The organism is Streptomyces capparidis (assembly GCF_054782095.1).
In genome coordinates this window covers 188143-200969 of record NZ_BAAGTD010000001.1, presented here as the reverse complement: position 1 = coordinate 200969, position 12827 = coordinate 188143, and the positions used below count along the sequence as shown (strand labels likewise).

The window sequence follows — 12827 nt, the reverse complement described above, 5'->3', positions numbered from 1 at the left end:
CCTTTCGACTAGGCGGCGGCGAGCCAGAGTTCAGCGAACCGATCTTTGGCTTTGCTGCGAACGACGCGGACTTGACGCGGTGGAATGCCGTAGTCGGCGGCAAGTTCGTCGTCTCGTTCGGTGCCGTAGAAGTCCACGGGAACGATTCCGGTAAGCGCCATGAGTACGATTCGCTGTTGCTCGCCGAGTCGAGCAAGCACCTTGCGCACCTTCAGGCCGGTCTTCTTGCTGCGCTGCCGCGCGTAGTCGCTGGGGTCCAGCAGATCGACCGGCACGCCGCTTTCAGCGGCGAGTGTGTCGGCCAGGGTGACGACTTCACCGGTTTCGCTCTCGCCACGCGGAGCGTCCAGGTACTCAAGTCCCTGGTAACTCAGACGGGCCGCGTAGGCGGTCTCGGGGCTGAGTCGCCGGTCCCCCATGGCTTCCTTCGTGGTGGCCACCCACTCCGCTTCGTATGGGTCGCCCCCGGCGAGGGATAGCGCCCGCTCGAATGCGGCTGCCACGGACCGCGAGACTCCGTGTCGGGTCTCTTCCTTCCGGGTGTCGCTCATGACTCCCTTGAGGGTCCGGTCCATGAAGGTGAAGAACTCCGCGACCGTGCGGCCTTTGAAGCGCTTGAGCCCTTCCCACACGGCTATGCGTCCGGTCTGGGCAAGGTCGTCGGCAAGGGTTTGGTCCGTGCGTCCGGCGCCAGTGGCGTACTTCCAAGCCAATTGCTGTATCCGCTGCTCCGTTGCCTTGACGACTGCCGTGACGGCCTTAAGGTCGTTGTCCTTCGCGGCGGCAATCTGGGCTTCGGTGAGGTCTATCAAGGAGTGCTCCGCGTATTCCGGGGACGCTGCACTCCGCTGGGGAGCGCAAGGGTTGCCCGGAACGGGGGCAGAGCGCGCTAGACCGTTTGGTGAGCCGAATCACCGAAGCGTCTGGACATGCGGGGGCATGACAAAGCCCCGTCCGGGATCGCTCGAACGGGGCTTGCGCATTGCCTTCGTCGTTGCGGTGGCGTTGAACCTAGGCAGCGCAACGACCAGCAACAACAGGCGTGTTGGCGGGTTAGACCGCTTGTCTTTTGGAAGGTTGTTGAGTGTTCTAAAGGCGATACTGGGGCTCAGCCTTCGGGCGGAGCGCTCCCCTTTCGGTCATCCTTGAGGCGGAGTCAGGTCACGCCGAGGTAACAGACCACCGACTCACGTGAGTCGGTGGTCTAGAAGTCGGCTCCATACAGCGAACCCCACGAACGGCCCCCTATGTCGGCCCCGCTGACGACGGGAACGCCGAACAGATCGAATGTCATTGCCTTCTCGAATTCGCGGGCGATTCCTTCGGCGTCACCGCACGGGACCGAAGCCAAGATTTCGTCATGGATCGGCAGGCGCATGAACGGCAGGAGTCCGGCAGCTTCGGCGTTCAGCAAGGCTTGGCCCAATAGGTCCCGCGCGGCGCTCTGACACTGGTAGTTGACAACGGCGTACACCCGGTCACGGTCAAGAGGCATCCGTCGCCCAGTGGCCGACACCGTAACCATGCCGGTTGCCCGTGCTTCACGCTGCCAGCGCGCCGACGCTCGCCGGATTTCGGGGAACGCACGGTCGTACTCGACAAAGGCACGGGCCATATCGGCTTCGCTGGCCCCGGTCTGGCGTGCGGCCGTCTTAACCCCTCCCCCGTACACCTTCGAGAAGCCGGATCCCTTGTAGAGCTTCCGGTCACCCTGTGTGGCTCCAGGCCCTTTGATGAGCCGAGCCGTGAACATGTGAATGTCGAAGTCGGCGCCGCCGCTCCGAAAACCCTCCTTCATTCGTTTCACGTCGGCGAGCGCTGCGAGTACCCGCATTTCCACGGCCTGAAAGTCCGTGGAAACCATGACGTGACCTTCGTCGGCGAGGAGGCAGCGTCGAATCATCTGGTCACTGGACGGCAGAGTTTGAAGTGCGGGCCGGGTGACACTCATGCGCCCGGTGCGGGCAGCCAGGGAGTTGACGAACGGATGCACCCTGCCTGTGCCGTCCACGGTCTCTAGGAATGTCTCGGCATAGGACGAACGCCACTTCCCCGCCCGCTTGCTCCTCAAGACGGCTTCAGCCAGGGGATTGGGCGTGCGGACGCCCAGGCGCTTCCATTGCAAGTCCATGTCCGCGAGCGCGAGCAGTACGGCTTTGTCCACCTTGACGGCCCCGCCTGCCGTTCGCTCCGTCAGCGTCTCGCCCATACCAGCGAGCGCTTCCGCTATTTGCTTGTTGGAGTTGACCGACTCGACGCCGTACCGGGCGGCAACGGCGGCGTTTTCGCAGGCATCCTCGCGGAGAGCAGCGTCAAGCTCACGAGTGAACGGTTCGTCAAGGATGAGTCCCGCACGCTGCATATGGGCACATATCCGGGCTATCTCGTGCTCGTATTCAATCAGCCGATCACGCACTCCCAGCCGGGATAGCTCAGCGGAAAGGCAGGGTTCCAGCCGGGCCGTCAGTACCACGTCAAGCCCCGCGTAGAGGTTGTAGGTCGGATGCTCTACGTTGATGCGGGCGAAGCCGTTGGACTTGGTGAGCCCCAGTCCGCGAAAGACGGTCACAAGGTCCCCCTGAGTGTCAGGGGCCGTGCGGTCAACGTAGTACGCGGATAGGGGCTTGAGGCCGGTTCCGATGCCTCCCTCTTGCGGCTGCCGGGGGTCTATCAAAGCAGCCATCACGCGCGTGTCCCGGGTTCGGGGCGCCAAGTCCTCAAGCGGTATGCCCGCATGCGCGTCCAATACCAGCCAGTCAAAGGCAGCGTTGTGAACGAGGAACCGGCGAGCCTTCGTCAGCACTTCGAGCGCCGCACGCCGAAATGGGCCCCCGCGCTCCCAGTGGATAACCCACGCGGTATGCGCGTCGCCGAATTGGACCGTGCGCAAGCGGTAGCCGTCACTGAACACATCAAGCCCGCTGGTCTCCGTGTCCAGTGCGATCGGGCCCCGCTGAGCCGCCTGCCGCGCCCAGTCAGTGAATGCGTCAAGCTCTTCCGGGGTCGCCGGTACGTGGACGTTCACCACGTCTTCGGCTACGGGGTGGCGGTAGGTCAGCACGTGCACGCTCCTTAACGCGAGCAGACCACCGACTCACGTGAGTCGGTGGTCTGCCGTCCGGGGTAGGTGGGGTTACTTGGCGAAGATGCCGGGCCCGTCTGCGCGCGCTGCCGCTTCCGCCACACGCACACCAGCGAGAGCGACACCCGCCCGCTTGATCACGCGGGTAACCCCCCGTTCCTCAAGAGCGCCGTAGAACGTGCGGCGAGTCCATCGCTCCTTCTGAGGCAAGTTCTCCGCTTCGCACCAATCCAAGTAATGGTTGAAAGCGTCGTTGCCGTTCATTACGTGGGAGTCGTCGCAGTGCTCAAGGACACCGGGAAGGAATCCGGCGAGTGCGTCACTGGTCGCCCGGTACTCACTGCTTGCCCTGGTAATGGCAGCGGGGTCTTTGAGTCCGTCGCGGTACCACTCGACAGCCCCACGGACAGCCCATGCGGCAATGCCTTCGCCTTCTTGCATGAGCTTGGCGTCAAGTCCGTGGTCCCGTTCATGGGGGGCGAACCACCGCGTGAAAGGCAGCAACTTGACGCGCCGCCAAAGCCCTTCGTCCGCGCCTTTGAATTTCGGCTTGTGATTGGTGGCGAGGAACAACAGGAACGTCGGCTTGAACTCGAAGAACTCTTGCCGCAGGAAACGCGCGCTGATCATGTCCTTTCCGGTCACGCGCTTGAGCACGCTCTCGGACATGGGCTTGCCGGACTCACCTTCGGACGCCATGACCAGCCGAGAGCCCCTGAGCGCGGCAACGTCGTTCGGGATGCCTCCGGACGGCTTCTCTTCGAAAGTGGCGAACGGGGTGGTCCGGCTGATGGCCCGGAAGACGGCCGTAAGTGTGTCCGTGGCGACGCTCTTGCCGTTGGCCCCTTTGCCCCAGAGCACACAGAAGCACTGTTCGGCGTTGCTGCCGGTGATGCCGTAGCCGATGAGTCTTTGGAAGTAGCCGGGCAACTCCGGGTCGCCGGGGAAAATTTCCGCGAGGAACTGTTCCCAGCGCGGGCACTCGGCATCGGGGTTGTAGTCGAGATCGAGCCGGTACGTGATCATGTCGCGCTTGTCATGCGGGCGAAGGGTGCCCGTGCGAAGATCCACGGTTCCGTTCTTGAAGCTCAGCAGATCCGGCCGGTTGTCGAAATCCGATGCGTCCACGTGCACCGTGGGTACGCTCCGAAGTTCAGTGAGCAACGAATCAATGCGGGTGGTCATGGTGAAGCCGCGTGCCTTTTGGGTCTCACCCGCAAGTACCAGGGCGGCGCCCATGCGGTGGATTTCCTGGCGAACGCGAACCTCCGAGCGTTCCCACGTTCGGCCGTTCCACACGTAGTAGCCCAACCCCGGGGCGTGACGTATGCACCCGTCGGCCCACGCGACCAGGGCGTGAGCGTTCATGGCGTCGGACTCGCCGTAGCGGTTGATGAGCCCGGCGAGGATGCGGGCCGCTTCGGTGCCTTCGTCGCGGGTCACCACGTCCGCGCCCGTGCGGTCGGTCAGCTCGGCGGAGACCGCCTCCGCCTCGGCTTCGGCCGGACTGGTCAGCGGGCGGGCCGACTTGACCGCATGGTGGAGCGCGAACGGGAAGCCGTGGGGGTCGCGCGCTCGCCAGTCGGTGAGATCGTCGCCTGAGTGGGGGATGGTCAGCGTGTAGACGGCCACGCCGTGGGCGGCAAGCCCTTCAGAGAGCCGCCTAGTGAACCCCTGCCCGGCCGTGTCATTGTCCCCGGCGACGATAACTTGCGATCCCCTGAGCCCTTCCGCAAGTTCGGCGGCAAGGTCGGGGCTCCCGGCAAGGGAGGCGCCCCGGACGGCCACAGCGTCATAGCCCACGGCGCACGCTGTGAGCGCGTCTCCCGGCCCTTCAGTGACCAGGGCGACCCCGTAGCCACCCTGTCCCCGGAAAACGCCGTACGGGGTCCACCGCTGCCCTTCGGGGTTGCGGAGCGAAACCCAGCGCCCCGGGCACGCCCCGCTTAGGTCCCGACCCTGCAAACCACGGGCCGTGCCACCGAAGTCGAGAAGGGGCACGGTCAGCCGTGGGTGGCGCGCGAACGCCCGGGACCGGTAGGGGAAGTTGGGGGCGCTGAACCCGTCGTCAGCGCCGAGCCGGAGTTCTTCGGCAAGGTCTTCGTCAATGCCGAAGCGCTTGGCCGCGTACGCCATGGCGAGCGTCCCCACACGCGACACTGGATCGTGTAGGCACTCCACGGCCTGTCCTACGTAAAGCGCCAGCGCGGCCGTCGGCCCCGGCCCGACCGGCGCCGGTCGCTCACGCGGCACCGTGGCCCCCGGGCCAGTCGCGTTGAACATGTCTCCCCACACCAACCCAGCAGCGCCGATCACGTCTCCGGCAGAGCACCCGGCACGGCACGTGATGCGTACCTTGTGGTCATCCCCGCGCCAGATGCGGAGCGATGGGCGCGTGTCCTGGTGTGCCGGACAGAGAGCCAGATAGCCCCCGTCCGGCTGTTCCGTCACGTCAGCGAACCGGGCTAGTACCTGAGCGAAGGTCATTCCGTCGCCTCCTTCCGTCACTCCCCCTTGAGCGCGCGCGTTGCCAGGTCCGTCCGTGACTCTGGGTACGCCCCGCGGTGGCCGAGAATCCGACCAGAAACGGACATAGGGGAAGCCGGCGAGCCGCGGATTTTTACTTTCTGTGACGCTTGGCCCGCACGTCGGCCAGCAACAATTGGAAGTCCTCAAGCTGCGTGGCCATGTACCACTTGCCGGAGTCCAACCCTCGCAGCGAGGCAGCGAAGGAATACCGGGCCGCAAAGGCGCGCGACGACATCCCCAGCGCGAGCCGCACGCGCGTCCACGTCCGGACGCTGAAATGCACCTTGCCCCGTCGCACATTCAACCGGGGCACCTTGACCACAGCGACGCCGTACGGGAAGCCCGCGTGACCGGCCTCAACCTCCGCTTGCCGCAGAAAGGTTGGCACACTCGCGCGCTTGACGTTCTTGCACTCAAGGACGAACGGAACCGCGTGCACGTCACCCACGTCCGCCGCCCCCTCTTGCGCCGGGCGGCGGACGTTGTGGGCGTCGTACGGATCCAAAAACTTGCCGTACTCATCGACCAGACCTAGCGCCGTGTTCAGGTAATCGCGCACATCGGATTCCCATTGCGTCCCCTTCGCCTTGTTCGGGTTAACCACGACGACACCACCGAACGTCAGCGCCACGCATGAGGGCCGCTGTCGCAGCGTCCACGCACCTTGACCAGTCGGCCCGCCTCTCGGCGCCAGGGGTCAGCCATACCGTGTCACCCCGGCCCATCCGCCTCATGTCTCCAAGTGCGGGCGCAGCGTCGGCTGTAACCATTCGCTCCATACCTCTCCAGACCACCGACTCACGTGAGTCGGTGCTATAGGCGAAAGGGCCGGACGGCCCCGCCTTGGGAACCGTCCGGCCCTTGTGTTGATCGCCGGTCGTGCCGCTGTCAGTCGCCGTACCGCGAGGCGTCCGCCATGATCAGTCGCGCGTGTTCCGCGCCTATCCACTCCGCCCGCATGGTGCGGCGCTTGGTGAACCCGCTCTCAGTGCCGGTCGGCAGCACCTTGAGCATGGGACGTAGCCGTCCGTCCACCAGGACAGCCGTCACCTGCTGAATGATGGCGTCGGAGACGCGCACCCGGTTCCCCTGCCGAGCCGCGTAGTTGATGAGATCGCCGGGGTACAGCTCTTCCCCGGCGTAGTCCGTGACCACTCCCCGCTTAGCCAATGTCTAGCCCTTCGTCGTCGTTCACGCCGAAGCGCCGCCGCCTTTCGCTGATCACTGCCTTTCGCTCATGAGGCGCGAACTCCCAAAGCGGGGAACGGATCACGTCGTCATGTGCGCATCTGAGGAAGAGCGGAAAGGGTGCGGGCAAGCCAGCGCCCATGAGGGGGATTTCCATTACCGCTCGTCAGCGATGGCGTCGTTATAGCTCTTGAGCACCTTGATTACGGGCTTGTAGTAGCTGACGGCGAGCCCCTTGTTCTTGCCCTTCTTGATGGTGTATTCGACTAGTTCTAGGGCCAGTTCCGCCAGCGCCGGGCCGTCGATGGCGGCAAGGCTGTTGTCGTACTCGTGAAGCACGCTGGCCATGACCCAACTTGAGGTCTGGAACTTGAACTTTCCCAAGTCCGGGTCATCGGCCAGACGGAACGTAACCGTGATGGACGGCGACGGCCCCATGAAGTCCTTCGCTGCCTGCTTGCGCTCGGCGAAGAGTTCGGGGCAGTGGCAGGGCTTTCCCTTCTTGTCGTCCGGCGAGATAAACACCGACCCGTCGCAGTGATGCACTAGCTTGTTTCGGTTCCAGAGCTTCATGTCGGCGTGAATCGACTCGCGTCCGTCCAGTACGATGGGGATGGAGTCTCGATCGGTAAACACGTCGATGAAGTTTTCTCCGGTACTCTCCGTCTCGATCGGCTCGCCCCCGAAGAGCTGGGCAACGGACGCAGCAACCACGGGGTCACCCGTGGAAATGCGCCAATCCGAGAGCGGTTCAGGCTGGCCGTCCACCTGTCGGCCGGAGTGGAACCGCCCAACGGTGTCGTCGCTGAAGGTCGGCTTCGGCTTGGGCCGGGCGTTCGGGTCGGTGTCGAAGATGGTCAGCGCCATGCGCGTTGGTCTCCTCATTGCGGCGGACTGGAAAGGGGCGGGCGGAAGAGGTACCGACCAGCGACTCACGTGAGTCGGTGGTCTCCGTCTTGCGCCCGCCCCCTGCTTGGCCTAGAGCGAGGGGGTTGCCCGACTACCGGGCCCGGCGCTGAGTGCCGGTCTCAAGGCCGGTCGCGCTCTTGGCAATCGGGCGTCCGATGACCGTCTTGGAAACCTCACGGTCCCACGTGAACACCTTCCGGAGCGCGAGGAAGAACTTGAACACGGTGTCATCGACCCGTACCGGCTTGAACGACCACAGTTCGGGGGTGATGTGCAGGACTGCGCCGCCATCGAACTTCGGCATGGGCCCACTCGTCCCGTCCGGCGCAATGATCCGGTCGGCGTGCGCGTAGGCGCTCATCTGCAAGGCCACGTCGGGGTAGGTGTCCTTGCTGGTCTTCCAGTCCGCGATCAGGAGATGCGGAGTGCCGGACCGGTCCGGTGTGGCCTTGCCGTGGTCGTCCAGCCACACGCGGAGTACAGCGTCAAACGACCCGGCGTAGTCGTGCTGGTCGCTCCATGCCACGTCTTCGGCGCGGACCAATTCAGGGTTCACCGCTGCCAGGAAATCGGCGAAGCGCTCCCGGTATGGCTCAAGGTCGGGGTGGACGCGCGTCACGAACTCCCCGCGTGCGTCGCGCTCAGTGAGCCGGTCGGCTCCCCGAATCATGCGCTCGAACAGGTCGTGAGCGTCGCTGCCCACGTCGGCGCGCGTCTTCGTGTACCGGCGCGCGGCACCCTTGAGGTAGTCGATTGCCCCCTGCCGGTCGCGCTCCGCCATCTGCGCGACGAACGGCAGGCTGTCAACGGCCAGTTCCGCCGTCATGCGTGCGTACCAGAAGTTCAGGAAGGGCTTGGGCAGCATCGACACCACGGACGTTACGCCGGGGGCTTTGATCTCCGGCCGGTCCGGGTGGATGTAGAAGCGGCTGCCGCCTCGCTGGATAGTGCGTACGCGTCCCACGCGTACCCCCTTCGGCTAGGTTCGCTGTCACCTAGCCGGGGAGCGCGGAGGTTGCCCACGCCCTTGAGGACCCCTGCGCGCCCGTCTGCGGGCATGAAGTAGCCCCGCCCGACCCACGGGGGCCAGACGGGGCTACAAGGCGCTCAGACGGGCGCTCAGGGTCAGCGGTGGTGCATCCGGTGCCGGTCGGCAGCGAGCATGACCGTCCCGTCATGGTGCCGGGCCCTTTCGCTGCCTGCGCGGGTCAGCTCGTTGCGGTAGGCAACGCAGTCATCGCACACCGGCTGCTTCACGGACCGCTCGAAGGCGGCCGGGTCAGGATTGGGGTTGTGGCGTGCCTCGCCGTCCAGAACGACCACATCGGGCGGCAAGCCGGTCTCAGGGTCGATGCGCACAACGTTGACGCACTCGGGGCACGCCATGAACCCCTTCTTGCAGTCGGCGCACCGCATTACCCCCATGACTTCGCCGGTCATCGGTCCTCCCCTCCTAGGCACCGACTCACGTGAGTCGGTGGTCTGACGGAAAGCCCCCGGACTCTTCGCGTAAGGTCCGGGGGCTTCCCTGCGACTACCTGAGCGGTCCTACTGCTGGGCCTTGAGTTCCTTGCGCATGGCCGTCAGAAGGGCGGTCAGCTCATCAAGCGCCTCTTCCTGCTCGGCAGGGTCCTCAAGCGCCGCAATGGCCTTGATCTGGCGCTTGAACGCCTTCTCGGTCTTCTTGACCCATTCGGCGCGGAGTTCCCTAGGGCTCTTCTCCTCCTCCTTGCCGTCCGCACTGAGGGTCGCCTCGGCCTCTTCGGGCGAGATCTCGCCCGCTGCAACGGCCTCTTCGATCTTCTTGCGCTCAAGCGCCTTCTTCTCGCGGTTCGCCCTCGCGATTTCCGCGCGGGTCTGCGTCGGCAGGGCCTTGCCCGCCTTCTCGTAGTAGGCGTTGATCGCGTCGGACGGCTTCATGTCCGGGAACGCCTCAAGCGCCTTCTTGAAGCGCGCCCGCTCCGCCTCGACCACCTTCAGCTCTTCGGGGTCGTCCGGGGTGGTGTCCAGCGACCGGACGTAGCCAACCAGTACATCGGTCATGGCGTTGCGGACGTCCTTCTTGATGTCCCCAATGGCCTCACGGATGATGTCGGCGTTCTCGTCCGTGCCCTCTTCCGGCAGACCCTCAAGGACGGTGTCGTAAACCTTGGTGGCAGCCTTCTTGGCCTGGTCGCTGCGGGCGGTCAGGTCGGGGTCGCCGTCCTTGTCAAGAATGTGGGTGCGGATGTCGAAGATGGCTTCGGCCACCTCCTTGCCCCGGGCGAACTTCTCTCCGGCAACCTTCCTGACCTTATCGGCAGCCGCAGCGATTCGGTTGGGGACACCCTCCACCTTCATGAAGTCCTGAGTGGCCAGAACGACCGGGGCGGCCTTCTCCGCCTTCGCCTTCGCCTTCTCCGCCTTCGCCTTCTCGGCGTCGCTCTTCGTCTTCTGAAACTCAGCGCGGAGCTTGGCCTTGATGGCGGCGGCGCCCGTGCCGGTGATCGCCTGAATCGCGGTGGTGATCTGGTCGGCGAGTTCCTTGGCCGAATCGTCCTTGCCCTCAGCGATGAGAGACGGCAGGCGCTCAATGTCCGCCCGGATCTCCTCAGCGGCCTTGTCCTGAGCTTCCTTGAGCATCGTCGCCTTCGCGGCCATGGTGTCCTTCTCCGTCTTCTCTTCGTTGGTGTCGGCGTCAACCGGCGTGGTTACTGTAGCGGGGATCGAGCGCCCCGGTTCGGGAATCTTCGAATTCTCTACGGAGACGGCCACGGGGCCCGTGGGAACGACCTTGCTGCACGCGGCACAAAGCTCAAGGTTGGGATTCTGGTCCGTGGCGGGGCCCCAGCTCCGAAGGGGGTTCTTCAGTTTGACGGAGCAGTAGGGAATGTTTCCGCTTTCGGTCGTCTCCTTGATGGCGTGCGGCACCCCGCCGCTTCCCGTCGCGCTGCCGATCTGGACATTTCCGCGAACCTCGCTCAGCTTGAGCTTTGCAGCCACGTTCCCCGCCTTTTCCAGTTCGGCGCTTTCGCGCTCCATGATTTTCCAGCAAGACCGGCAAGGCATGTAGTCGAACGAATCGATCGGGTCGATGTACCGGCTTCCGGCGGTCAGCATGAGCCTGCCGCAGAGGCTTTCGTCGTTCCCACGACTGATGTGGCTCGACTTGCCCTTGCCGATGACGCAGAAGCCGCGAGACGGCTCCTCATCCAACCAACGCTGTATGTCGCTAACGGACTCGCTCACCGCCCGCCCCTCCGTCCCCTTCGGCCCCGCTTGCTGTGGTGCTTGCGGGGCCCACAATGGCACACGCGCACACGCGCGCGCAACTCACCGACTCACGTGAGTCGGTGGCTCAAACGCAAGAAGCCCCCCACCTGCACGGATGCAAGTGAGGGGCCTGCCAATCGCTCTTGACGTGTCGTCAAGTGAGTTGATCTACAAGGCGGTTGAGGTCATCAACCGTGCCTGTGTTGGCAATGGTCACGTCGGCCGGATAGCCGTCTAGCGCGGTCTCGCTCTGGTGCTGGGCCGTCCGGTCGCTGGCACACTGACGGGTGACTCTCGCCAGCTTGAACCCACGTGCCTTGAGTGCCGCCGCTTCGTTCGGGTAGCGGCAATCCGTGATGACAACGGGGAGGTTCCACGCGTCGGCCACGTCCACCTTGTCCAGTGCGATACCGAGCCAGAACCCGGCATCGTGGTCGCGCGCCGCCTGTCCGGCTCGCTGTAGCGTGCGCCGAACTTCCGGGAACTCGTCCTTGGCGCGTTCCCAGCCGACGCGCCGCACAACGTCAGTCAGCCGTATCGGCAAGGGCTCGTAACCCGAAGGCTCATAAGCAACGATTGGGTCGATGCTCAAGGCCATTTCCTTGAGCGGGTCAGCGAACGCAATTCGCGTGTAGGCGTGGTGGCTTACCAGCCGGGCGGCAATGGTGTCTTTGCCGGAGCGGGCGCGACCGATGAGAGCGATGTGCGGGGGTCCCATGCGGGGCTTACCTCCCGTGGCTAGGTGTTCTTCCCCACCCACGGGAGCGCCGGAGTTGCCTGCCTTACAGCTTGCGGCGCCGGACGACGATTCCGGCCGTCTCAAGCGCATCGAGCGTCTTGCCGTTCTCTACGCGCTGCACGGCCTCACCGGTGCCCAGCACGGCCGCAGCGACGGCCAGGATGAGCGCGGACGGCAGCGCGGGGGCGTAGTGCGCGACCAGGGCGAGCACGGCGACCAGGACGGCGTAAAGCCGGGTGGCGTGGTCCTTGATGAAGGTCATTCGGCTATCTCCCTTTCGTGACTGTGAGTGAAAAATCCGCAGCTCGCCGGCTTCCCCTATGTCCATTTCTGGGAGGATTCTCGGCCACCGCGGGATGTACCCTGCGTTACGAAACGCGAGGCACCTTGAGCGCATCCCACGTGGTCCTTCCCGGCCACCCGTCGGCGTCCTTGCCGGTGAATCCGCGCTTGCGCTGCCACGCCGCGTAACTCGCGCGGTCGGCCTCGGTCCACTGAGGACCAGGACCAGACGCATACCGCCCACACCCCACGGCTACGAGACGCTTGCCCATGGCTGTGACGACGGGGCTCTTGGGGTTCGCCTTGAACCACGCGGCCCCGGGGAACGGCTGGTAACCGGGCGGCTTGCCTGCGAGAGCCTTGGCGCGCTTCACGATCTCGGGAAGCTGGGCAACGACCTTGCCCCCGGGGCACGATGTGTGCCCGCCCCACGCGCTCCCACCCATGCCGTGGTAGCCCAGCCCTCGGCCCGTGGGGCTGGACGTGAGCTGTAGCGGCACGTCATGCGTCTTGTGGGCCCACGCCAGCACCTCAGCGCACCGGTTGAGCTGAGCCTCTGTGAGCGAGTCGCCCCCGCGTCCCTCGTTCTCGATGCTCAACCAAGTGCGGTTTCCGGTCCCCTGCGCCCACGCGCGGTCAGTCGTGTCAACCCACTGGTACAAGGCGCCGCTACGTCCGGTGCCGAAGTGACTGGACGCCCTTGAGTCGGGGTTGCGGAACCACGAATCCGTACCGGCAAGGCTGCCATCCATGATGTGGACGACGATGCCGTTTACGGCCTCTTGTCCGCCGTCCGTGAAGTTGCGTGGGATCGGTCGCCACGTAGCGCCGCTGAATCGTGCCATG

Annotated in this window: 12 protein-coding genes; all 12 read right to left on the bottom strand. The window is 65.0% G+C overall.

The window, feature by feature from the left end; genetic code table 11:
- Nucleotides 1-8 precede the first annotated feature (8 nt).
- Nucleotides 9-812, bottom strand: coding sequence for a sigma factor (locus ACYVO2_RS00920; protein WP_461005546.1), 804 nt, complete (start codon nt 810-812; stop codon nt 9-11).
- A gap of 392 nt (nt 813-1204) precedes the next feature.
- Complete coding sequence (locus tag ACYVO2_RS00915; protein ID WP_461005545.1) at nt 1205-3061, bottom strand: DNA polymerase; 1857 nt, start codon at nt 3059-3061, stop codon at nt 1205-1207.
- Nucleotides 3062-3133: 72 nt separating this feature from the next.
- Complete coding sequence (locus tag ACYVO2_RS00910) at nt 3134-5233, bottom strand: phage/plasmid primase, P4 family (protein ID WP_461005544.1); 2100 nt, start codon at nt 5231-5233, stop codon at nt 3134-3136.
- 469 nt (nt 5234-5702) lie between these two features.
- A complete protein-coding gene (locus ACYVO2_RS00905) occupies nt 5703-6242 on the bottom strand; it encodes a hypothetical protein (protein ID WP_461005543.1) in 540 nt (179 codons plus the stop codon).
- A gap of 257 nt (nt 6243-6499) precedes the next feature.
- Entirely contained in the window at nt 6500-6781 is a 282-nt protein-coding gene (locus tag ACYVO2_RS00900; RefSeq protein ID WP_461005542.1) for a hypothetical protein, read from the bottom strand.
- 174 nt (nt 6782-6955) lie between these two features.
- A complete protein-coding gene (locus tag ACYVO2_RS00895) occupies nt 6956-7666 on the bottom strand; it encodes a recombination directionality factor (protein WP_461005541.1) in 711 nt (236 codons plus the stop codon).
- Between the two features lie 133 nt (nt 7667-7799).
- A complete protein-coding gene (locus ACYVO2_RS00890; protein ID WP_461005540.1) occupies nt 7800-8672 on the bottom strand; it encodes a hypothetical protein in 873 nt (290 codons plus the stop codon).
- A gap of 161 nt (nt 8673-8833) precedes the next feature.
- Entirely contained in the window at nt 8834-9148 is a 315-nt protein-coding gene (locus tag ACYVO2_RS00885; RefSeq protein ID WP_461005539.1) for a hypothetical protein, read from the bottom strand.
- 108 nt (nt 9149-9256) lie between these two features.
- Nucleotides 9257-10936: a hypothetical protein gene (locus ACYVO2_RS00880; protein WP_461005538.1), complete on the bottom strand. Its 1680-nt coding sequence runs from the start codon at nt 10934-10936 to the stop codon at nt 9257-9259.
- Nucleotides 10937-11114: 178 nt separating this feature from the next.
- The gene (locus ACYVO2_RS00875) at nt 11115-11678 is read right to left on the bottom strand and encodes a deoxynucleotide monophosphate kinase family protein (RefSeq protein ID WP_461005537.1); all 564 of its coding nucleotides are present in this window, start codon (nt 11676-11678) and stop codon (nt 11115-11117) included.
- 64 nt (nt 11679-11742) lie between these two features.
- Nucleotides 11743-11961, bottom strand: a complete 219-nt coding sequence (locus ACYVO2_RS00870) for a hypothetical protein (RefSeq protein WP_461005536.1) — start codon at nt 11959-11961, stop codon at nt 11743-11745.
- Between the two features lie 106 nt (nt 11962-12067).
- Nucleotides 12068-12826 (bottom strand): peptidoglycan-binding protein, encoded by a 759-nt coding sequence (locus tag ACYVO2_RS00865; protein WP_461005535.1) that lies wholly within the window; start codon nt 12824-12826, stop codon nt 12068-12070.
- Nucleotide 12827: the final 1 nt, after the last annotated feature.